The following is a 21,195-nucleotide window of genomic DNA, read 5'->3' as shown; positions in this document are numbered from 1 at the left end:
ATGCCATCCCCCCGCACCCGGCCATCCCCCCGTACCAGACCGGCCGCACTGCTCCTCGCCACCACCATGGCCGCCCTCGGACTCACCGCGACCACCGCCGCCCCCGCGGCGGCCGCCACCGTCCCGGTCGGAGCCGGCAGCTACTCCGACACCCGCCCGCCCGGAACCTCCGGACCCACCACCAACACCGGCGCCCCCGTCACCCCCAAGCTCACCCCCGCCGCCCAGGGCAAGCCGGTACCCACCAACGACTGGTGGTCCTCGCTCGCCTTCCAGCGCTACGGCGACAACCCCTGGTCCACCCCCATGTACGGCCACCCGCTCACCTACCAGGCGACCGCCGCCGGCCTCGACATCGGCTATCCGACGACCCCCGCGATCGTCGGTGACGGCAGGCAGTACGAGTACGCCCACAAGCGTGACCTCACCCTCGGGCTCACCGGCCTGAACTCGCCCGACACCAAGGCCGACGCCTGGTCCGACTGGACCGTCACCCCCTACTGGTCGGACGGCGCCCGCACGCTGCGCACGACCATCGGCCACGGCTCGCCGTTCGTGTACGCCAAGGGCGCCGGCGGCGACGCGCGGATCACCACCGCCACCGCCCCGGCCGTCTTCGCCGACCAGGGCAACGTCCTCGGCATCACGGTCGCCGGCCACCACTACGCGCTGTTCGCGCCCACCGGCACCGACTGGACGGTCTCCGGCTCCACCGTGACGGCGGGACTCGGCGGCAAGGACTACTTCTCGGTGGCCGTCCTGCCCTCGCCGGACGCGCTGGCCACCTACCGTACGTACGCCTACAGCTTCGTCACCGGCTCCAAGGCCGACTGGAGCTACTCCGGAGGGACGGTCAGGGCCACCTACACCCTCACCACCCAGCCCCAGGAGGGCACCCAGACCGGCACCCTCCAGGCCCTGTACCGGCACCAGTGGCTCCACACCACCGACGCGCTGACCCCCTACACCTACGTCTCCCCGCGCGGCACCATGAAGGTCCGCGCCTCCACCACCTTCACCACGAGCCAGAAGGCCGCCGCCGTGCTGCCCGGGCTGCCGAAGTCACCGGGCGTCGACACCGCCCGCCTGCGCGGCTACCTGGCCGAGGTCGTGAACGCCGCCGACCCGTTCTCCGGCGCCACCGACACCTACTGGACCGGCAAGGCGCTCGGCCGCCTCGCCCAACTGGTGCCCGTGGCCGAGCAGATCGGCGAGACCGCGACCCGGGACCGGCTCATCGGCCTGCTCAAGGGCCGGCTCCAGGACTGGTTCACGGCCGGCGGAGCGAACGAGTTCTCGTACGACCGGAGCTGGAAGACCCTCACCGGCTACCCCGCCTCGTACGGCAGCGACACCGAGCTCAACGACCACCACTTCCACTACTCGTACTACGTCTACGCGGCGGCGATCGTCGCCCAGTACGACCCCGCCTGGGCCGCCGACTCCGCGTGGGGCGGCATGGTCAAGACGCTGGTGCGCGACGCCGCCAACCCCAGCCGCACCGACACCTCCTTCCCCTTCCTGCGGGGCTTCGACGTGTACGCCGGTCACAGCTGGGCCTCCGGCCACCAGGGCTTCGCCGCCGGCAACAACCAGGAGTCGTCGTCGGAGTCCACCAACCTGAGCGCCGGCCTGGTCCTGTGGGGCTCGGCCACCGGTGACACCGCGCTGCGCGACCTCGGCGTGTACCTGCTGACCACCGAGGCCGAGGCCGTGGCCCAGTACTGGTTCGACGCGGACCAGCAGGTCTTCCCGTCCTCCTTCGGGCACGACACGGCCGGCATGGTGTGGGGCAGCGGGGCCGCCTACTCCACCTGGTGGACCGCCAACCCCGAGGAGATCCACGGCATCAACGTCCTGCCGGTGACCGGCGGGTCGCTGCACCTGGGCGGCGAGAAGGCGGCCGTCCGCCGCAACATCGCCGAGATGGAGCGCGAGAACGGCGGCCCGGCCGTCGAATGGCGCGACATCCTCTGGGAGTTCCAGTCCCTGGCCGACCCCGCAGCCGCCAAGGCCAAGTGGGACGCGGGCCACGCCGCGTACACCCCGGAGGCGGGGGAGTCCAAGGCGCACACCTACCACTGGATCGGCACCCTGGACGCGCTCGGCGCCCCGGACGCGACCGTCACCGGTGACCTTCCCGCCTCGGCCGTCTTCACCAAGGGCACGGTACGGACCTACGCGGCCCACAACCACGGACCCACCGCCCGTACCGTGACCTTCTCCGACGGCGCCAAGCTCACCGTCCCGGCCCGCTCCACGGCCACCGGGACGGGCACCGGCGGCGACCCGGGGAACCCCGGCGACCCGGGACCGTCCACCGGCGACACGTTCCAGCTGCGCACCGGCGGGACGCTCACCACGGCGACCGGCGCGGCGGCGGGCGCGGACACCATCGCGTCGGCCGGCGGGACCAACCACGACGGCACCCCGTACCAGCCGCTGGTGTACGAGGCGAGGGGCGTCAACGGCACGCTGAAGGCGGGCGCCGCCACCGCCTTCCGGCTCCAGGTCGACGCGGGCACCGCGGTGGGGCTCGGCCAGCAGGCCCGGGTCAGCTACGACCTGACCGGCGACGGCACCTTCGAGCGGACGGAGACGTACCAGTACTTCGCGACCGACCCGGTGGCCGGCTGGGAGGAGTACGCCCAGACGCGCGGGCTGAAGTCGGCGACCGGCACGCTGGGCGACCTCAAGGGCGGCACCGTGCGCCTGGAGGTGTGGCACGCCATCGGCAACGGCACGGCCAGGCTCCAGACCGGCACCGACCGGTCCGTCCTGGTCATCCCGTTCGGCTGACGGCGCCGTTGACCGGTACGGCTGAGACCGGACCGCCACGGGCGGGCATGCCGGCCCGGCCCAACGGCCCGCCGGCCCCGGCCCAACGGCCCGCCGGCCCCGGCCCAACGGCCCGGCCGGCGGGCCACCGGCTAGGCCGACGCCCGCCGCACCAGTTCCGTCGGAGTGATCACCGAGCCCGGGGTGCTGCCCGCCCCGGGCTCGGCCTCGTCCGCGTTCAGCACGCGCATCAGCAGCCGCACCATCAGGCGGCCCATGCCCTCGATGTCCTGGCGGACCGTGGTCAGCGGCGGGTCGGTGGCCTCCGCGATGGTCGTCATGTCGTCGAAGCCGACCAGCGCCACGTCCTCGGGCACGCGCAGCCCGCGCTCCCGCAGCACCCGCAGGGCCCCGGAGGCCATCAGGTCGTTGGCGGTGAACACCGCGTCCAGGTCCGGCCGCTGGTCCAGCAGCTCCGCCATCGCGCGCGCCCCGCTCTCCTCGGTGAAGTCGCCCCGCGCGATCAGCCCGGGGCCGGAGTCCAGCAGGACGTCCCGGTAACCGTCGAGCCGGTCCATCGCCGAGGTCTGGTCGTGCGGGCCGGCGATGTGCGCGACGCGCTCGCGGCCCAGCGACAGCAGGTGCCGTACGGCCTCCCGGGCGCCGCCCCGGTTGTCGCAGTCCACGTACGGCACGGCGAGCCCGGCCTTCGCGCCCGGCCAGCCGGGCCGCCCCCCGAACACCGCCGGGACCTGTGTCCGCCGGATGATGGAGGGCAGTTCGTCGTCGTTGTGCACCGAGAAGGCGAGCGCGCCGTCGACGTGGCCCCCGCCCAGGTACCGGCCGATCCGCTCGTAGTCGCCCGGCCCCTCCACCCACAGCAGCACCAGCTGCGAGTCGTGCGCCGTCAGCTCGCGGCTGATGCCCCGCACCTGCTGCTCGAAGAAGGGGTCGGAGAACACCCGGAACTCCGGCTCGGCGATGATCACCGCCACCGCGCCGTTGCGCCGGGTCACCAGGGTGCGGGCCGCGTGGTTGGGGACGTACCCGAGCTCCTCGACCGCCTGCCGCACCTTGTCCGCCAGGGGCTGCCGGACGCCCGCGCCGCCGTTCACGACACGGGAGACCGTCGCCCGGGAGACGCCCGCCCGGGCCGCGACGGCTTCCAGGGTGGGGCGCGAGCCGGGGGCCGGTTCGGGCATGCTGGACACGGGTGCTCCTCGGCGGCGCGGCGAATGCTGTCTACGCAGCAGGGTAGCCGGTCGGCCGAGCTCTTGAGAGCGCTCTCTACGGTCTGCGGGGGCGCCGCCGCCCCGGGTCCCGGGGACGGCGGCACCGCACGCGCCGGTCAGTGACCGTGACCGTGACCGCGGTCGTCGTCGTGACCGTGGTCGTGGATCGTGTTGGTCGCGGCGATCTTCTTCCAGGACTTCGGCTGGGCCGGCTTCGCCGCCGCCCCGGCCGTGGCGGAGCGCGCGACGCGCGACCCGGCGGCGGGCGCCGCCGGCCGGGTCGGCTGGTACAGCCAGGTGTCGAACAGCCCGGCGAGCGGCTTGCCCGAGACGCGCTCCGCGTACGTCACGAAGTCGCCCACCTTGGCGTTGCCGTACGCGTGCTCGGTCGGCCAGCCCTTCAGGATGGCGAAGAAGTCCTCGTCCCCGATCTCGTTCCGCAGCGCCTGGAGGGCCAGGGCGCCCCGGTCGTACACGGCGAGGTCGAACTGGTTGTCGGGGCCCGGGTCGCCCGGCTTGACCGTCCAGAACGGGTCGTCGGCCGGGTGCTGCGCGTACACGTAGTCCGCCAGCTCCTGCGCCGTGCCCTCGCCCTCCTTCTCCGACCACAGCCACTGGCTGTAGCGGGCGAAGCCCTCGTTGACCCAGATGTCCTTCCACCCGTCGACGGACACGCTGTCGCCGTACCACTGGTGCGCCAGCTCGTGCACCACCACCGACACGTTCGCCCCGTTGGCGAACTGGCGGGGGCTGTAGAACGGCCGCGTCTGCGTCTCCAGTGCGTACCCGCTGGTCACGTTGGGCACGTAACCGCCGAGAGCGTTGAACGGGTACGGTCCGAAGACCTCCTCCAGCCACTCCGCGACCTCGGCCGTGCGCTCGATGCTGGCCCGCGCCGCGCCCGCGTTGTCGCCGAGATCCTTGCTGTAGGCGTTCAGGACGGGCAGGCCCTTGTCGGTCTTGTCCGTGGTGATGTCGAACTTGCCGACCGCCAGCGTGGCGAGGTAGCTCGCCTGGGGCTTGTTGGAGCGCCAGTTGTACCGCGTCCAGCCCAGCCGTGAGGACTGCGACTGGAGCACGCCGTTGCTGATGGCCTGCGTCCCGTCCGGCACGGATACCGAGACGTCGTAGGTCGCCTTGTCCAGCGGGTGGTCGTTCGACGGGAACCACCAGACCGCCGAGTCCGGCTCCTGCGCCGCCACGCCGCCGTCGCGGGTGCGGTGCCAGGCGGTCCAGCCGCCGATCTTCAGCTCGGACGGCTTGCCCGCGTACCGGACGACCACCGATATCGCGCGGTTCTTCGCCAGTGGCGCGGCCGGGGTGATCTCCAGCTCGTGGTCGCCGGTGGCCTTGAAGCGCGCCTTCTTGCCGTTGACCCGCACCTCGCTCGCCGTGAGGCCGAGGTCGAGGTTGAAGCGGGACAGGTCCTGGGTGGTGGTGGCGATGATGGTCGCCGTGCCCTCCAGCAGGTCCGTCCGGGGCTGGTACGTCAGGCGCAGGTCGTAGTGCGACACGTCGTAGCCGCCGTTGCCGCTGGCCGGGTAGTAGGGGTCGCCGATACCCGGCGCGCCCGGGCTGTAGTCGGCCGCCGATGCCGGGATCGCCAGCAGCAGCGAGGCCGCGAGTGCGCTCGGGACGATCAGTCTGCGGTGCACGTCAAGCTCTCCAAGTCGTGTGGACGGAAGATCTTCTGAAGGGTATTCAGCCGCTCACGGCTCAGTCATGTCCATGGCCCCATCCGTCACGCGTTCGCCATGTGGCCGACATGAACCCCCTCACCCGCACCGTCCCCTGTGCCCCCGTTCCTCCCGGTGGCGCCCCCTGTCCTGCGGCAGTTGGCCCGTGTACCTTCCGCCCATGCCGATACGTGCGCGGAGAACTTCCTTGACGAGCGGAGTCCTGGCGATGGCGGCCACAGCCGCCCTGATGGCCGGGGCGGCACCCCCCGTGAGCGCCCAGCCCGCCCCCACGAGCGCCCGGGCCCGCCCCGCGAGCGCCGAGCCCGCCCCGGGCGCCGGGGACGCGTCCGGGGGGCGCCGCGGCGGGTCCGTCCGGGAGTCGCGGCCCGTCCACTCGTACGCCGACGCGGTCCGTGAGTCCGTCTGGGTAGACACCGGCCTCGACGGCGACCGCGACGGCAGGACCGACCGGGTCGCCGTCGACATCGTCCGGCCCCGCGAGGCCGCCCGGCGCGGCCACAAGGTCCCCGTGATCATGGATGCCAGCCCCTACTACGCCTGCTGCGGACGCGGCAACGAGAGCCAGAAGAAGACGTACGACGCGGCCGGCGCCCCGGTGCAGTTCCCCCTCTACTACGACAACTACTTCGTCCCGCGCGGCTACGCCTTCGCCGCCGTCGATCTGGCCGGAACCAACCGTTCGGACGGCTGCGACGACGTCGGCGGCCGTTCCGACATCCAGTCCGCCAAGGCCGTCGTCGACTGGCTCAACGGCCGCGGCCGGGGCTACACCACCCGCACCGGCGCCCGGCGCGCCCACGCGACCGGCTGGTCCACCGGCGACACCGGCATGATCGGCAAGAGCTGGGACGGCACCATCGCCAACGGCGTCGCCGCGACCGGCGTCGAGGGGCTGAGGACCATCGTCCCGATCGGCGCCATCTCCTCCTGGTACGACTACTACTTCGCCAAGGGCGCCCCCCTGTACGATTCCGGCCCCGACTGGCTCTCCCAGTACGTCAACAGCCCCGACGCCCGCGCCCGCTGCGCGCACGTCCAGCAGCGCCTGGTCGACGGCGCCCCGCGCACCGGCGACCGGACCCCGCTGTGGGACGCGCGCGACTACGTCGAGGACGCGCACAAGGTGAAGGCCAGCGTGTTCGTCGTGCACGGGCAGCAGGACCTCAACGTCCGCGCCAAGCACTTCGGCCAGTGGTGGGACGCGCTCGCCGAGCACGGCGTCGAACGCAAGATCTGGCTCTCGCAGACCGGCCACGTCGACCCCTTCGACTTCCGCCGGGCCGACTGGGTCCGCACCCTGCACCGCTGGTTCGACCACCACCTGCTCGGCTACGACAACGGCATCGACCGCGAGCCGATGGCCGACATCGAGCGCGCCCCCGACCAGTGGTCCACCGACCGCGTCTGGCCGCCGCGCACCACCGCCGGCACCACGCTCCGCCCCGGCCCGGGAACGGCGCCCGGCGTCGGCACCCTCGGCGTCATCCGGGCCCGGCCCGGCACGACCGAGGCGTTCACGGACGACCCGGCCCTCGGCGAGCTCGACTGGGCGGCGCGGGCCGACGCCCCCACCCCCGCCAAGGCGAGCTTCCTCACCCGCCCGCTCACCCGCGACCTGCGGCTCTCGGGCTCCTCCACGGTCACCGTCACCGCCACCCCGGACACCACCAGCGCCCACCTCTCCGCCGTACTGGTCGACCTGGGACCCGACACCATCCGGGACTACGGGGCGGCCGGCGAAGGGATCACCACTCTCGCCGAACGCACCTGCTGGGGCGCGAGCACCGCCGGTGACAGCGCCTGCTTCAAGGAGACGAGGGCGAAGACCACGGACGTCGGCTTCACCGTCGTCAGCAGGGGCTGGGCCGACCTCGGCAACTGGGCCGACGAGGACCGCGGCCGTCCCCTCACCCCCGGCAAGGCCCACACCATCACCCTCGACCTGGCCGCCACCGACCACGTCGTCCCGGCCGGCCACCGGCTCGCCCTCGTCGTCGGCGGCACCGACCGGGACCTGATCGACCCCCCGTCGACGAGGCCCACGCTCATCCTCGACCTGACCCGCACCTCCGCCCGGCTGCCACTCGTCGGCGGCGCCCCCGCCTTCCTCCGTGCCACGTCCGGCCCGGCGCACCCCGCCGCCCCGCGCACCGCCCCGCCGGCCGGAGTCACCACCCCACGCCCGGTCCCGCCGATCCCCGGAGGCAGCACCCGATGACGCCACGCGCCCGACGTGCCCGCGCCCTGGCCGTGACCGTGACCGCCACCGCGCTCGCCCTGCCGCTGATCAACGCCTCCGCCCAGGCGTCACCCGCGTCACCGCCCCGCACCGGCTTCGAGAGCAGTGCCGGGGCGCGCTGGACCGGCCAGGACGAGGAACAGCGCTTCCTCACCGCCGTCGACCGGGCGAGCGACCGGGTGTCCATGAGCCGGATCGGCACCACCCGCCAGGGCCGCCCCCTCCGGCTCGTCCGCGTATCCACCGCCCCCAGCCCCAACACCGTGCTGCTCATCTGCAGCCAGCACGGTGACGAACCGTCCGGCCGGGAGGCCTGCCTGACCACCGTCCGCGACCTGGCGTACACCGAGGACCGCGCGACCCTCCGCTTCCTGGCCCGCACGACCGTCCTTGTCGTGCCGACCGCCAACCCCGACGGTCGCGCGGCGGACACCCGGGGCAACGCCGACGGCGTCGACGTCAACCGCGACCACCTCGCCCTGACGACCGGCGAGGCCCGCGCCCTGGCCGCCGTCATCCGCGACCACCGGCCCGACGTCGTGTACGACCTGCACGAGTACGGCGCCACCCCGCCCTACTACGACAAGGACCTGCTCGCGCTCTGGCCCCGCAACCCCAACACCGACGCGCGCGTCCACGACCAGGCGCACACCCTCTCCGAGTTGTACGTGCGCCCCTCGGCCGAACGAGCCGGGTTCGACAGCGGCGTCTACGGCATCTGGACCGACCCCGTTACCGGAGAGCCCGTCAAGCAGGTCGCGGGCGACGGCCAGGAACGCATCCTGCGCAACACGGCGGGCGTCAAACACGCCGTCGGCCTGCTCGTCGAAACCCGTATCGACCCCCTCACCGAGGAGGAGAAGAAGGACCCGGCCCTCAACAACCGGCGCCGTGTGAACAGCCAGCTCGCCGCCCTGGACGGCCTCTTCGGGTACGTCGGCGACCACCGCGGCGCCATCGAGGCGGCCACCACCACGGCCCGGCTGGCCGGCCTGCGCGACCGGGGGCCGGTCCACCTGGGCGGCGCCGACAACGATCCGCCGGAGCCCGGCGAGACGCTCCAGGACCCGCCTTGCGGCTATCGCCTCGACCCGGCCCAGTACGCCGGTGTCAAGGACGAGCTGGCGCTGCACGGGGTGGCCGTCCGGGCCGGCGGCGACGGCGCCTTCGTACCGCTGCGCCAGTCGCGGCGGGCCCTCGTGCCGCTCCTCCTCGACACCCGCGCGGCGTATCACCTCGCGGAAGGACGGCCGGTCGACGCCTGTTGATGCCGGGACAGGTGTGCGCGACGTGGTAGGGGGTATCAAGAGCCAAATCTGGCCATGATCGCGAAAGGTGCCGCCTGTGTCTCAGGAGCAACGTAAACCGGGGCAACGGATGCGGCTGCCGGTCAAGGCCGCCCTGCCCGGCCGTCACCCGCACGAGGACAAGGCACCCGTCACCGACCGGGTGGTCTTCGGGGTGACGGCCGTGCTCACCCTGGCCTTCGTGGTCTGGGGCGCCACCGCGACGAAGTCGCTGGAGAGCGTCTCCGACTCCCTCCTGAACGGCCTGATGCACAACGGCGGCTGGGCGTTCGTCCTGGCCGCCTCGGGCTTCGTCGTGTTCGCGCTCTGGCTCGCCGTCAGCCGGTACGGCCGGATCGAGCTGGGCCAGGAGCACGAGGAGCCCGAGTTCAGCACGGTCTCCTGGGTCGCCATGATGTTCAGCGCCGGCATGGGCATCGGCCTGATGTTCTACGGCGTCAGCGAACCCCTCGCCCACTACACCACCCCGCCCCCCGGCACCGACCCCGCCGACTCGGCGGACGCCATGCAGACGGCGCTCGCCACCACCCTCTTCCACTGGACCCTGCACCCCTGGGCCATCTACGCCGTGGTCGGCCTGGCCATCGCGTACAGCACCTTCCGGCGCCGCAGGCGGCAGACGATCAGCGCCGTCTTCGTCCCGCTCATCGGCAGGAAGCGCGCGGAGGGCGCACCCGGCCGCGTCATCGACATCCTGGCGATCTTCGCCACGCTCTTCGGTTCGGCCACCTCCCTCGGACTGGGCGCGCTGCAGATCGGCAGCGGCATGCGCGAGGTGGGGTGGCTGGACAAGGCCGGAACCGGACTGCTGGTCACGATCATCGGCGTGCTGACCGTCTGCTTCATCTTCTCCGCCGTGTCGGGGGTGGAGAAGGGCATCCAGTGGCTCTCCAACACCAACATGGTGCTGGCCGTCGTCCTCGCGGTCTTCGTCTTCGTCGTCGGCCCCACCATCCTGGTCCTCGACCTCATCCCCACCTCCCTCGCCGCGTACTTCGACGAGCTGCCGCAGCTGGCCGGCCGCACCGAGGCGGCCACCGGCGGCGGTGACGTCGCCGACTGGCTGAGCAGCTGGACGGTCTTCTACTGGGCCTGGTGGATCTCCTGGACGCCGTTCGTCGGCATGTTCATCGCCCGCATCAGCCGGGGGCGGACGATCCGGCAGTTCATCGGCGGCGTCATCCTGGTCCCCAGCACCGTGAGCCTCGTCTGGTTCGCCGTCTTCGGCGGTACGGCCATGCACCTCAAGGAGCGCGGTGACCTCGGGGCAGCGACCACGCCCGAGGCCCAGCTCTTCGGGGTCCTCCAGGAGTTCCCGATCGCCGGGGTGATGAGCCTGCTGGTGATGGTCCTGGTCGGCATCTTCTTCGTCTCGGGCGCGGACGCCGCCTCGATCGTGATGGGCACCCTCTCCCAGAAGGGCACCTTCGAACCCGCCCGGTTGGTCGTGGTCTTCTGGGGCGTGGTGACCGGCGGCGTGGCGGCCGTGATGCTGCTCGTCGGCGAGGGCAAGGGCGACGCGCTCGCGGGCCTGCAGCACCTCACGATCCTGGTCGCCGCGCCGTTCGTGCTGGTGATGATCGGCATGTGCTGGTCCCTCATGCGGGACCTGCGCCGGGACCCGCTGATCGTTCGCGGAGAACTCGCCGAGGAGGCCGTGGAGGAGGCCGTCATCGCCGGTCACGAGAAGTACGCGGGCGACTTCGAGATCCGCATCGGCCCCAGCCGCGACGAGGCCCCCGGCCGTGAGCCGGGCACTGGCACCGGACCGGAAGAGCGCCGGAACCCGGGGACGGGCCCCGGACCCGGCCGGGAGTAGGCCCCTCGCCGCGGCCCGCCCACCCGGCGGGCCCTTCCCGGGTCGCACCGGGCTCCGGCCGTCCCCGTCCGCGCGGCGCGCACGGGGCCGGGGCCGGAGGCGACGATGTGGCCGATTCACGCTGTGGGCGCTCCATCGGCGAGGATGGCGTCATGACCGAGATCCGCACCCCCCGCCTCCTCCTGCGCCGCTGGGACGACGACGACCTCGTCCCCATGGCCGACATCGACGCCGACCCGGAGGTCATGCGCTGGATCGGCGACGGGTCGGTCCGCGACCTGGAGGGGACGGCCGAGGACATCGAACGCTGGGAGGAGGAGTGGGACGAGGAGGGCTTCGGGCTCTTCGCCGTCGAGCTCCTCGGCTCGGGCGAGCTGATCGGCTGCGCCGGCCTGTCCGTCCCCGAGTACCTGCCCGAGGTGCTGCCGGCCGTCGAGATCGTCTTCCGCCTCGGCCGTTCGTTCCACGGCCAGGGGTACGCCTCCGAGGCCGCCCACGCCGTGCTGGAGTTCGCGCTCCAGGACCGCGGCCTGGACCGGGTCGTGGGCATCGCCCGGCTCGGGAACGACGCCGCCGAGAACGTCCTGCGCAAGCTCGGCATGGTGGCGGAGCGCGAGACGAGGCACCCGGTGCACGGCGTTCCCCTGCACATCCACGCCATCGACCTCACCGAGTACCAGGGCTGAACCCGCCGCCGGAGGCACGGTCGCGCCGCCTCCCACCGCCCTCCGCCGCACCCCGCGCGGCCGGCGGGCGGTCCTGCCTTCGCGGCCCGCACCACGGGGCGGGCCGCCGGCCGCACCGGCCACGGGCCGACCGGCGCCCCCGGCCGGGCCCCTCGCCCGCTCGCGGCGCACCCGCCCCGCTGGCCTAGGATCGACCATCTGATGACTGCAACCCTCGTCGCCAAGGACCTCGCCGCCGGCCACGGCGAACGCTCCCTCTTCTCCGGCCTCGACCTCGTCGTCGCGCCCGGTGACGTGATCGGCCTCGTCGGCGTCAACGGTGCCGGCAAGTCGACCCTGCTGCGGCTCCTCGCCGGGCTCGACACCCCCGAGCACGGCGGGCTGCGCCTGTCGCCGCCCACCGCCACCGTCGGCCACCTCCCGCAGGAGCCGGACCGCCGCGAGGGGGAGACCGTGCGCGGCTTCCTCGCCCGCCGCACCGGCGTCGCCGCCGCCCAGGCCGCCATGGACGCCGCCACCCAGGGCCTGGTCGACGGCACGCCCGGCGCCGACGACGCGTACGCCACCGCCCTGGAGCGCTGGCTGAACCTCGGCGGTGCCGACCTCGACGAGCGCGCCGAGGAGGTCGCCGGCTCCCTCGGCCTGACCGTCGGGCTCGACCGGCCCATGACGTCCCTGTCCGGCGGCCAGGCCGCCCGCGCGGGCCTGGCCTCGCTGCTCCTCTCCCGTTACGACGTGTTCCTGCTCGACGAGCCGACCAACGACCTCGACCTGGACGGCCTGGAGCGTCTGGAACGCTTCGTCCAGGGGCTGCGCGCCGGGACGGTCGTCATCAGCCACGACCGCGAGTTCCTCGCCCGCACCGTCACCAAGGTCCTCGAACTGGACCTGGCGCAGCAGGAGATCAGGCTCTACGGAGGCGGCTACGAGGCGTACCTGGAGGAGCGGGACACCGCCCGCCGGCACGCCCGCGAGGAGTTCGACGAGTACGCCGACAAGAGGGCCGCCCTCGAGGGGCGCGCCCAGATGCAGCGCTCGTGGATGGACAAGGGCGTCAAGAACGCCCGCCGTAAGGCCGGCAACGACAACGACAAGCTCGGCCGCAAGTTCCGCAGCGAGGCGAGCGAGAAGCAGGCGGCCAAGGCCCGCCAGACGCAGCGCATGATCGAGCGGCTCGACGTCGTCGACGAACCGCGCAAGGAGTGGGAGCTGCGGATGGAGATCGCCGCCGCCCCCCGCTCCGGCGCGGTCGTGGCGACCCTGCGCGACGCCGAGGCCGCCCGTGGCGACTTCCGCTTCGGCCCCGTCTCGCTCCAGATCGACTGGGCCGACCGGGTCGCCATCACCGGCGCCAACGGCGCGGGCAAGTCGACCCTGCTGGCCGCCCTTCTCGGCCGCATCCCGCTGGACGCGGGCCACGCCGCCCTCGGCTCGGGCGTGGTCGTCGGGGAGGTGGACCAGGCCCGCCAGCTGTTCCACGGCCAGGAGTCCCTGCTGGACGCCTTCTGCGCCGCGGTCCCCGACACCGAGCCGGCCGACGTCCGCACCCTGCTCGCCAAGTTCGGCCTCAAGGCCCACCACGTGACGCGCCCGGCGACCTCCCTCTCACCGGGCGAGCGCACCCGTGCCGCCCTCGCCCTGCTCCAGGGCCGGGGCGTGAACCTCCTGGTCCTGGACGAGCCGACCAACCACCTGGACCTGCCGGCCATCGAGCAGCTCGAGTCGGCCCTCGACACGTACACCGGCACCCTGCTCCTGGTCACCCACGACCGGCGCATGCTCGACGCGGTCCGCACCACCCGCCGCGTCGAGGTCGCCGACGGCAGGATCACCGAGACGGCCTAGACGCGGGTGGGCCCCGCGAGGAGTCTTCGCGGGGCCCACCTCACGGATCAGCGAGGCGCTGGGGGCGTCGTCACTTGTAGGTGATGTCGGACGTCCTGTAGAGGCAGTGCGTGCCGTCGGGGCCGCTGCCCAGCTCCTTGGGCTCCTTACCGGTGTTGTTGCCCTGGAACCGGGTGCACACCTTCAGCTTCTTCTTGGTGTCGCCGGTGATGCGCACCTTGCTCAGGGTCGCGGTGTCGCCGTAGTTCGCGTTGATGCCGACGATGGACTTGCCGGGCGCGGTGATGTCCACGTCGCTGATGACGACGGTGCGCTTGTACTGCTTGCCGCAGTTGCCGCAGGTGCGGACGAGCTTGCCGAAGTCCGAGACCTGGAAGCCGGTGACGGTCAGCGTGCCGGCGCCGTTGAACTGCAGCACCTTGTCGGACGCCTTCCGCGCGCCGCCGCCCTTGACGGTGTAGGTGGCCGACGGCGACGTTCCCTTGAAGGTCGCGGCGTCCTCGCCGACGTCCTCCCACCACACGTTCTCCAGGGTGCAGGTGCCCGCGCAGTGCACCCCGTCGGCGGCCGGGGAGCCGAGAATGACGTTCTTCAGGACGGCGCCGTCCTTCAGCTTGAACAGCGGGTCCTGGCTCTCGTCCTGACCGTCGCCGCCCAGCTTGCCGCTGCCGACGTATCGCTGCATCTTGCCGTCGTGGACGCCCGAGACCTCGATGGTCCGGGGGACCGGCACCGGCTTGCCCTGGGCGGAGGGCCAGGCGGCGGCGGCGCCGGCCGGGGCGAGCAGGCCGCTGCCGAGAAGCGCGCCGCCGGTCAGGGCCAGGGCGGCGGCCGAGCCGATGACGGCCCGCTTCGTGGTGACCTTGCGGCGGTGCCGGGCCGGCCGTTGTGTGGGGGTACTCACGTGGGTTGTTCCTTCTCAGGGGGATGTCTTGCACCCTCCGGTCGCCGCCCGACCGGCGAAGGTTGCCGCCCCACGCGATTTTTCCGGACCTCTTCAGCTCGGCGCCCCTCCTGCCGGCCGCGCCGGCCCGGGGCACGCGCCGCTGCCCCTCGCGCCCTTCCTCTACGGCGCCGTTCCTCTCCGTCCGGGCCCGTTCCCCGTGCGCTCGCCCGTCCCCGACGCGCAACCGGCCCCCGGGAAGCCGGGGGCCGGTCCGTCGCGCCGGGTCACGTCACCGCGCGGTCGTCGCGCCGTCAGCGGCCGCGGCGGGGCTTCCCGTCGCCGCCGCCCAGCAGGCCCGCCTTGCGCAGGGCGTCCGCCATGGCGCTGTTGGCGGGCGCGGGCGCCTGGGAGGGACGCCCCGCGCCCCTCGCACCGCCACCGGAACCGCTGCCGGAACTCCCTCCGCGCCGCTCGCCCCGGCCGCCGGCGCCACCGCTGCCCTGCCGCTGCTGGGGCGGCCGCCCGCCCCGCTCACGCTTCGGCGCGCCCGAGTCGGAACCGGAAGCGGAACCGGAGTCCGCGGCGTCGTCCAGCCGCAGCGTCAGCGAGATGCGTTTGCGCGGGATGTCGATGTCCAGCACCTTGACCCGCACCACATCGCCCGGCTTCACCACTTCGCGCGGGTCCTTGACGAAGTTCCGGGACATGGCCGACACGTGGACGAGCCCGTCCTGGTGGACACCCACGTCGACGAAGGCACCGAACGCGGCCACGTTGGTCACCACGCCCTCCAGCACCATCCCGGCCTCCAGGTCGCCGATCTTCTCGACGCCCTCCTTGAAGGTGGCGGTCTTGAAGGCCGGCCGCGGGTCGCGCCCCGGCTTCTCCAGCTCGCGCAGGATGTCGGTGACCGTCGGCAGACCGAACTTCTCGTCCACGAAGTCGTCCGCCCGCAACGACCGCAGCACCGGGGAGTTGCCGATCAGCGACGCCACCTCGCCGCCTGTCGTCTTCACCATCCGCCGCACCACCGGGTACGCCTCGGGGTGCACGCTGGAGGCGTCCAGCGGGTCGTCCCCGCCCCGGATCCGCAGGAAGCCGGCGCACTGCTCGTACGCCTTCGGGCCCAGCCGCGGCACGTCCTTGAGCGCCCTGCGCGACCGGAACGGACCGTTGGCGTCCCGGTGCGCCACGATGTTCTCGGCGAGGCCCGCCCCGATCCCGGACACCCGCGAAAGCAGCGGCGCCGAGGCGGTGTTGACGTCGACGCCGACGCCGTTCACACAGTCCTCGACCACCGCGTCCAGCGACCGGGACAGCTTCACCTCGGACAGGTCGTGCTGGTACTGCCCCACGCCGATCGACTTCGGGTCGATCTTCACCAGCTCCGCGAGCGGGTCCTGGAGGCGGCGCGCGATCGAGACGGCGCCGCGCAGCGACACGTCGAGGTCCGGCAGTTCCTGGGAGGCGAACGCGGACGCCGAGTACACCGACGCGCCCGCCTCCGACACCATCACCTTGGTGAGGTTGAGCTCCGGGTGCCCGGCGATCAGCTCGCCCGCCAGCTTGTCGGTCTCGCGCGACGCCGTGCCGTTGCCGATGGCGACCAGCTCGACCGCGTGCTCCTTGGCGAGCCGCGCCAGGGTCGCCAGCGACTGGTCCCACTTGTTGGCCGGTACGTGCGGGTAGATGGTGTCGGTGGCGACGACCTTGCCGGTGGCGTCGACGACGGCGACCTTCACCCCGGTACGGAAGCCGGGGTCGAGCCCGAGCGTCGCGCGCGTCCCGGCGGGCGCCGCGAGCAGCAGGTCGCGCAGGTTCGCGGCGAAGACCCGTACCGCCTCGTCCTCCGCCGCCGTCCGCAGCCGCAGCCGCAGGTCGAGGCCGAGGTGGACGAGGATCCGGGTGCGCCACGCCCAGCGGACGGTGTCGCCCAGCCACTTGTCGCCGGGCCGGCCCTGCTGGGAGACACCGAACCGGGAGGCGATGATCCCCTCGTACGACGAAGGGCCCTCGACCGGCTCCTCCGGCTCCAGGACCAGGTCGAGCACCTCCTCCTTCTCCCCGCGCAGCATCGCCAGCACGCGGTGCGAGGGCAGGTCGGTGAAGGGTTCGGCGAAGTCGAAGTAGTCGGCGAACTTCGCGCCCGGCCCCTCCTTGGCGTCGCCCTTGCCCTCCCGCACCTTCGAGACGAGCCGCCCGCGGGTCCACATCCGCTCGCGCAGCTCGCCGATCAGGTCGGCGTCCTCCGCGAACCGTTCGGTCAGGATGGCGCGGGCGCCGTCCAGCGCGGCGGCCGGGTCCGCGACGCCCTTGTCCGCGTCGACGAACGCGGCGGCCGCGGCGAGCGGCTCCACCGACGGGTCGGTGAGCAGCCCGTCGGCCAGCGGCTCCAGCCCGGCCTCCCGGGCGATCTGCGCCTTGGTGCGCCGCTTGGGCTTGAACGGCAGGTAGATGTCCTCAAGCCGCGCCTTGGTGTCGGCGGCGAGGATCCGCGCCCGCAGCTCCTCGGTGAGCTTGCCCTGTTCGCTCACGGAGTCGAGGATGGCGGTCCGCCGGTCCTCCAGCTCCCGCAGGTACCGCAGGCGCTCCTCGAGCGTGCGCAGCTGCGCGTCGTCGAGCATCTCGGTCGCTTCCTTGCGGTAGCGCGCGATGAACGGCACGGTCGACCCGCCGTCGAGCAGCTCGACGGCCGCCTTCACCTGCCGCTCACGTACGCCGAGCTCCTCGGCGATCCTGCCTTCGATGGACGTCGTCACGGTGTCCCGACTCGCCTTCTCGTGCCTGCCAGCTTGAGGTTGCATTCTGCCGGGTCACCGTGCGGCGTGTCCGTCTGCCCCGTCGTCAGGCGCGGCGCGCCCGCCCCGCGCCCCGCGAGGCCCCGCCGAAGAGCCGCGCCAGCAGCCGGAACGGCAGCGTGACGACGGTGGCGACGGCCGAGCCGATCATGCGGAAGAAGTCGGCGATGGTACGCAAGGGGCACCTCCATGTGCTCTCGGTTGCCCTGTGCGTTGCCGCCGCCCCTCCGCCGAAACGTCGCCGCCCCTGCGGAAGCCCCCGGGAAGCCCCGGGCGCGGCCCGCACGGGACGGCTGCGGACGGGGGGCGGGGCGGGACCTGGCCGGCCGCCGTGCCGGTGGCGTCCGGAGCCCGGGGCGTCAGCCCTTGCCGGCCAGGTCCTGCGGGAACGCCCCCGCCGCCACGGCCGCGCCGAGGAAGCCCCGGCCCAGCTCGGTGAGACGTTCGACGTCCGCCGCGCCGAGGTGCTCGTACGGAGCGGCGTCCAGGCGGTCCGTGTGGTCCTCCAGCTCGGCGCGCAGGGCGGAGCCCGCGCTCGTCAGCTCACCCCGCTCGTCCAGCAGGCCCCGGCCGCGCAGCCGCTCGGCCGCCGCGTCCCAGTCGGCGCGCCGCCAGCCGCGGGTGGCGAGGATCCAGCGGGGCGCCATGCCCTTGCCGGTCGCGGTGTGGCTGACGAGGGCCTCCAGCGGGTCGAGCCCGGCGGACAGCAGCGCGACCAGGTGGGCGTCGCCGCGGTGTTCGCGCAGCAGCGTCGCGGCGTGCCAGTACGCCAGGTGCGGCTCCTCGGGCACCGGGAGGTCGGCGTGGGCGGCGTACAGCGGCCTGGCGTGCCGGGTGCACGCCTCGGTGGCCCGCAGGGCGAGCCGGGCGGCCTCCGCCATCCCGTCCGACGCGACGGCGTCGCCGAGCAGCCGCCGCAGGGTGGTGTCGGCCGCCCGCAGCCGGGCGGCGAACACGGCCTCCGGGGAGGCGGTGTCCCAGACGGCCGGCAGGTGGCGGGCGACCAGCTCGTGGTTGAAGTTGTAGAAGGACGCCGTGACGACCCCCGGTCCGACCGCGCCCATGGCGGCGGCGCGGCCGGCGAAGTAGGCGGCGCCGGGGTCCGTCACCCCGAGGGCCGCCAGCTCCGCGGTGAAGTCCGGCGAGAAGTAGACCGTCGAGTGGAGCGGGTTCAGGGCGTTGTGGCAGCGGCGTCCGGCGCGCGGCGGCAGAGTCGTCATACCAGCAGGTTACCGACTGGTTGGTACGTCAGGTGGGCGCGGGGTACGGGCCCCATGGCAGGAAAGGCGGGTTCTTCGTCATTGCGGCCATCCCGCCACGCCCCCAAGGATGAAGGACATGACGCAGCGACCCGTACTCGTCGTCCTCTTCGACGGCGTGCAGAGCCTGGACGTCACCGGACCGGTGGAGGTGTTCGCGGGCGCCCACCGGGACGGCGGCGCCCCCGCCCCGTACCCGATCCGCACCGCCTCGCTCGACGGGGCGCCCGTCCGTACCCGGAGCGGTCTGCGGCTGGCCGCCGACGGCTCGCTGGCCGACGCCGCCCGGCCGCACACCCTGCTGGTCCCCGGCGGCGGGGGCACCCGCGACCCGGACCCGCGCCTGGTCGACTGGCTGCGCGTCCACGCCCCGCGCGCCGAGCGCCTGGTATCGGTCTGCACCGGCGCCGTCCTGCTCGCCCGGGCCGGACTGCTGGACGGCCGCCGCGTCACCACGCACTGGGCGTTCTGCGACCACCTCGCCCGCCACCACCCGGAGGTGGAGGTCGACCCGGACCCGATCTTCGTACGGGACGGGACGCTCGCCACCTCGGCGGGGGTCACCGCGGGCATCGACCTCGCCCTCGCCCTGGTCGAGGAGGACCTCGGCCGCGACGTGGCGCTCACCATCGCGCGCCACCTCGTGGTCTTCCTCCGGCGGCCCGGCAACCAGGCGCAGTTCAGCGCCCAGCTCGCCGCCCAGACCGCCCGCCGGGAACCGCTGCGCGAGGTCCAGCGGTTCATCACCGAGTACCCGTCCGCCGACCTGTCCGTCGACGCCCTGGCCGCCCGCGCGAGCCTCTCACCGCGCCACTTCGCCCGCGCGTTCCGGGCGGAGACCGGCACCACACCCGGCCGGTACGTCGAGCGCGTCCGCCTCGAACACGCCCGCCGCCTCCTGGAGGACACCGGCAGCGGCGTCCACGAGGTCGCCGGCGCCGCCGGCTACGGCACGCCCGAGGCGATGCGCCGCGCCTTCGTCAAGGCTCTCGGCACCCCGCCCGCCGAATACCGGCGCCGTTTCCACGCCCCGCCCTTACCCGCCCACTGAAAGGACACCGGCCCATGCGGATCGCCATCCTCCTCTACCCCGGTTTCACCGCCCTCGACGCCGTCGGCCCGTTCGAGATCATCAGCCGCCTGCCCGGCGCCGAGACGGTGTTCGTCGCCAAGGAGACCGGTCCCGTCCGCAACGACCAGGGCAACCTCGCCCTCGTCGCCGACCGCGCCCTCGCCGAGGTCCCGCGTCCCGACATCGTCCTCGTCCCGGGAACGGGCGACTGGGCCCCGGTGATGCGCGACGAGGAGACCCTCGACTGGCTGCGCGCGGCCGACGCCACCAGTACCTGGACGACCTCCGTGTGCACCGGCTCGCTCATCCTGGCCGCCGCCGGACTGCTGGAGGGCCGCCGCGCCACGAGCCACTGGCTCGCGCTCGACGTGCTGAGGGAGTACGGAGCCGACCCGACGGGGGAGCGGGTCGTCTTCGACGGCAAGTACGTCACGGCCGCCGGCGTCTCGTCCGGCATCGACATGGGCCTGCACCTGGTCGGCCGGATCGCGGGCGACCGGCACGCCCGGATCGTCCAGCTCCTGACCGAGTACGACCCCCAGCCCCCGTACGACGCGGGCTCCCCGGACAAGGCCCCGGCCGAGGTGGTCGCCTTCTGGCGCGCCGAGGCGGGCCGGACGCACGGCGCCGACCAGCGCGGACCGGGGACCCGCCGGAGCAGGGGAGCAGCCGGGGCCGGGGACCCGAGGGGACAGGGACCCGCCGGGGCGGGGGCCCGAGCGGGCGGTCACACCCCGTAGGTGAAGCGCGGCGCCCGTCGCTCCAGGAAGGCGGCGATGCCCTCGGCGGTGTCGCCGCTGCCGCGCGCCTGCTCCGCCCAGTACGCGTCCCGGTCGGTGCGGCCCGCCGCGAACTCCTTCGCGGCCGCCTGGGTGAGCCGCGAGCGGGAGGCGAGGATTCGGGTGAACTCCGCGACCCGCTTGCCGAGTTCCCCGGCCGGCAGCACCTCGTCCACCAGACCGGTGCGCAGCGCGCGTCCGGTGTCGACGAGCTCGCCCGAGAACAGCAGGTACTTCGCGGCCGACGGCCCCACCAGCGACACCAGCCGCCGGGTGGAGGACGACGGGTAGACGATGCCGAGCTTCGCCGGCGTGATGCCGAAGAGCGCCCCCTCCTCGGCGAACCGCAGGTCGCAGGCGGCCGCGAGCTGGCTGCCGCCGCCGACGCAGTAGCCCCGCACGGCGGCGAGCGTCGGTTTGGGGAAGGCCGCCAGCGCATCCTCGGCGCGCACGGCGAGGGCCTGCTGCTCGTCACCCGGTTCGCGCAGCGACGCGATGTCGGCCCCGGCACAGAAGGTGGTCCCCGCGCCGGTCAGCACCAGGGCCCGCACGCCGGGGTCGGCGGCCAGGGTGTCGAGCAGTCCGGGCAGTGCGCGCCACATCCCGGCCGTCATCGCGTTGCGCTTGGCGGGGTTGCTGATGACGACGGTGGCGACACCGTCCGCGACGGACTGCTCCAGCTGCGGCTGCTCCATGCGCCGGATGCTATCCGCCCGGGCCGGGCGTTCTGTCAGGAAGGGGCAGGAACGGTCGAAGCCGTGATGCCGTTCTGCACGCACGGTCATGACCCGTCGA

General features: G+C 73.5%; 14 protein-coding genes and 1 pseudogene. 8 read left to right on the top strand and 7 right to left on the bottom strand.

The window, feature by feature from the left end; all coding sequences use genetic code 11:
• Nucleotides 1-2,799 (top strand): glycosyl hydrolase, encoded by a 2,799-nt coding sequence (locus AC07DW_RS10795; RefSeq protein WP_478857294.1) that lies wholly within the window; start codon nt 1-3, stop codon nt 2,797-2,799.
• Nucleotides 2,800-2,930: 131 nt separating this feature from the next.
• Here AC07DW_RS10795 and AC07DW_RS10790 read toward each other — a convergent pair whose 3' ends face one another.
• Nucleotides 2,931-3,980 (bottom strand): LacI family DNA-binding transcriptional regulator, encoded by a 1,050-nt coding sequence (locus AC07DW_RS10790; RefSeq protein WP_478857484.1) that lies wholly within the window; start codon nt 3,978-3,980, stop codon nt 2,931-2,933.
• A gap of 146 nt (nt 3,981-4,126) precedes the next feature.
• A complete protein-coding gene (locus AC07DW_RS10785; protein ID WP_478857293.1) occupies nt 4,127-5,665 on the bottom strand; it encodes a M1 family metallopeptidase in 1,539 nt (512 codons plus the stop codon).
• 202 nt (nt 5,666-5,867) lie between these two features.
• On the opposite strand from AC07DW_RS10785, the gene AC07DW_RS10780 reads away from it, so the two are divergent.
• From AC07DW_RS10780 to AC07DW_RS10760, 5 genes are all read left to right on the top strand, one after another.
• Nucleotides 5,868-7,928 carry a Xaa-Pro dipeptidyl-peptidase gene (locus AC07DW_RS10780; RefSeq protein ID WP_478857292.1) on the top strand — a complete coding sequence of 687 codons (2,061 nt, stop codon included), beginning with the start codon at nt 5,868-5,870 and terminating at the stop codon, nt 7,926-7,928.
• Nucleotides 7,925-9,217, top strand: a complete 1,293-nt coding sequence (locus AC07DW_RS10775) for a M14 family metallopeptidase (protein ID WP_478857291.1) — start codon at nt 7,925-7,927, stop codon at nt 9,215-9,217. The genes AC07DW_RS10780 and AC07DW_RS10775 overlap by 4 nt, the downstream gene beginning before the upstream one ends.
• A 109-nt stretch (nt 9,218-9,326) precedes the next feature.
• Nucleotides 9,327-11,075 (top strand): BCCT family transporter, encoded by a 1,749-nt coding sequence (locus tag AC07DW_RS10770; protein WP_478857483.1) that lies wholly within the window; start codon nt 9,327-9,329, stop codon nt 11,073-11,075.
• Nucleotides 11,076-11,227: 152 nt separating this feature from the next.
• Nucleotides 11,228-11,761, top strand: coding sequence for a GNAT family N-acetyltransferase (locus tag AC07DW_RS10765; RefSeq protein ID WP_478857290.1), 534 nt, complete (start codon nt 11,228-11,230; stop codon nt 11,759-11,761).
• A gap of 201 nt (nt 11,762-11,962) precedes the next feature.
• Entirely contained in the window at nt 11,963-13,606 is a 1,644-nt protein-coding gene (locus AC07DW_RS10760) for an ABC-F family ATP-binding cassette domain-containing protein (RefSeq protein WP_478857289.1), read from the top strand.
• A 70-nt stretch (nt 13,607-13,676) separates the two neighbouring features.
• Here the strand turns inward: AC07DW_RS10760 and AC07DW_RS10755 are convergent, their stop codons facing one another.
• From AC07DW_RS10755 to AC07DW_RS10740, 4 genes are all read right to left on the bottom strand, one after another.
• Nucleotides 13,677-14,510, bottom strand: coding sequence for a pectate lyase (locus AC07DW_RS10755; protein ID WP_478857288.1), 834 nt, complete (start codon nt 14,508-14,510; stop codon nt 13,677-13,679).
• A gap of 293 nt (nt 14,511-14,803) precedes the next feature.
• Nucleotides 14,804-17,251, bottom strand: a complete 2,448-nt coding sequence (locus tag AC07DW_RS10750; protein WP_478857287.1) for a Tex family protein — start codon at nt 17,249-17,251, stop codon at nt 14,804-14,806.
• An 85-nt stretch (nt 17,252-17,336) separates the two neighbouring features.
• Entirely contained in the window at nt 17,337-17,468 is a 132-nt protein-coding gene (locus AC07DW_RS10745; protein WP_468329836.1) for an LPFR motif small protein, read from the bottom strand.
• 181 nt (nt 17,469-17,649) lie between these two features.
• Complete coding sequence (locus AC07DW_RS10740) at nt 17,650-18,510, bottom strand: SCO6745 family protein (protein ID WP_478857286.1); 861 nt, start codon at nt 18,508-18,510, stop codon at nt 17,650-17,652.
• 118 nt (nt 18,511-18,628) lie between these two features.
• Between AC07DW_RS10740 and AC07DW_RS10735 the strand changes: the two genes are divergently transcribed.
• Nucleotides 18,629-19,600 (top strand): GlxA family transcriptional regulator, encoded by a 972-nt coding sequence (locus AC07DW_RS10735; RefSeq protein WP_478857285.1) that lies wholly within the window; start codon nt 18,629-18,631, stop codon nt 19,598-19,600.
• Between the two features lie 14 nt (nt 19,601-19,614).
• Nucleotides 19,615-20,232: pseudogene (locus AC07DW_RS10730) on the top strand (DJ-1/PfpI family protein); the annotation flags it as partial.
• A 116-nt stretch (nt 20,233-20,348) separates the two neighbouring features.
• Here AC07DW_RS10730 and AC07DW_RS10725 read toward each other — a convergent pair.
• Complete coding sequence (locus AC07DW_RS10725; protein ID WP_478857284.1) at nt 20,349-21,095, bottom strand: enoyl-CoA hydratase/isomerase family protein; 747 nt, start codon at nt 21,093-21,095, stop codon at nt 20,349-20,351.
• Between the last annotated feature and the right edge of the window lie 100 nt (nt 21,096-21,195).

This window comes from Streptomyces sp. NPDC045701 (assembly GCF_056432045.1).
The sequence above is the reverse complement of the archived record's forward strand: the minus strand, read 5'-3'. Positions and strand labels throughout refer to the sequence as shown.